Source organism: Bradyrhizobium sp. TM239, from assembly GCF_036247985.1.
Taxonomy (GTDB): Bacteria; Pseudomonadota; Alphaproteobacteria; order Rhizobiales; family Xanthobacteraceae; genus Bradyrhizobium; species Bradyrhizobium ottawaense.
In genome coordinates, this window is the sequence record NZ_BTIR01000077.1 from 1 (window position 1) to 773 (window position 773).

Here is a 773-nt window from a genome sequence, read left to right on the forward strand (position 1 = left end):
TGCCGGCGCGGACGCCGCGGTCAGCGAGCTCTTCGGCGGTCGCTTCCGACACGCGCGGAAAGTGGCGGGCCGCCGCATCGTCCTCGGTGGCGAGCCGTCCCGGCGCGAGCAGCGCGACGCCCGAGGTGACGATCAACGGACGTTCGGAGCCTTTCAGCTCGTCGCCGAGCGCGAGGATCGCGCGGCGGTCGAGCTCGCAATTCTCAGTGAATTTCGAGAAGTCGTGGTTGAAGGCGAGGTGAAGCACGCCGTCGGCGGCGGCCGCGCCGCTGCGTAAGGAGGCGTGATCCTCCAGCGAGCCGCGATGGACCTCGGCGCCCATCGCGGTGAGGCCCGCGGCAGCCGCATCGGTCCGGGCAAGGCCGGCGACGCGGTGGCCGGCGGCGATCAGGTCGGCAACGACGGCGGAGCCGACGAAGCCGGTGGCGCCGGTGACGAATACACGCATGAGCAATCTCCAGGAATTGGCGGGGAGGGGTTGGTGGAGACGACCATCCGCGTTACAGATATCCGGGTAAAGTAGTGAGTTTATCAGGGTATAATAGCTAACAGCATGAGCGAGACCGTCACCGCCGAGAACCTGCTCGGGGCCTATCTCCGGGATCGCCGCACCAGGCTCGATGCCGCCGCGTTTGGCTTTGCCGGCAGCCGCAGGCGCACGCCCGGCTTGCGCCGCGAGGAGGTGGCGCAGCGCGCCAATATCAGTCCGACCTGGTACACCTGGCTGGAGCAGGGCCGCGGCGGGGCGCCGTCGGCCGACGTGCTCGACCGCA

General features: G+C 69.2%; 2 protein-coding genes. One reads left to right on the top strand and one right to left on the bottom strand.

Annotated elements, in window-relative coordinates:
* On the bottom strand, positions 1 to 448 hold a 448-nt coding region (locus AABA84_RS34985), incomplete at its 3' end, for an NAD-dependent epimerase/dehydratase family protein (RefSeq protein ID WP_338314377.1).
* A 105-nt stretch (positions 449 to 553) separates the two neighbouring features.
* Between AABA84_RS34985 and AABA84_RS34990 the strand changes: the two genes are divergently transcribed.
* On the top strand, positions 554 to 773 hold a 220-nt coding region (locus tag AABA84_RS34990; RefSeq protein ID WP_338314378.1), incomplete at its 3' end, for a helix-turn-helix domain-containing protein.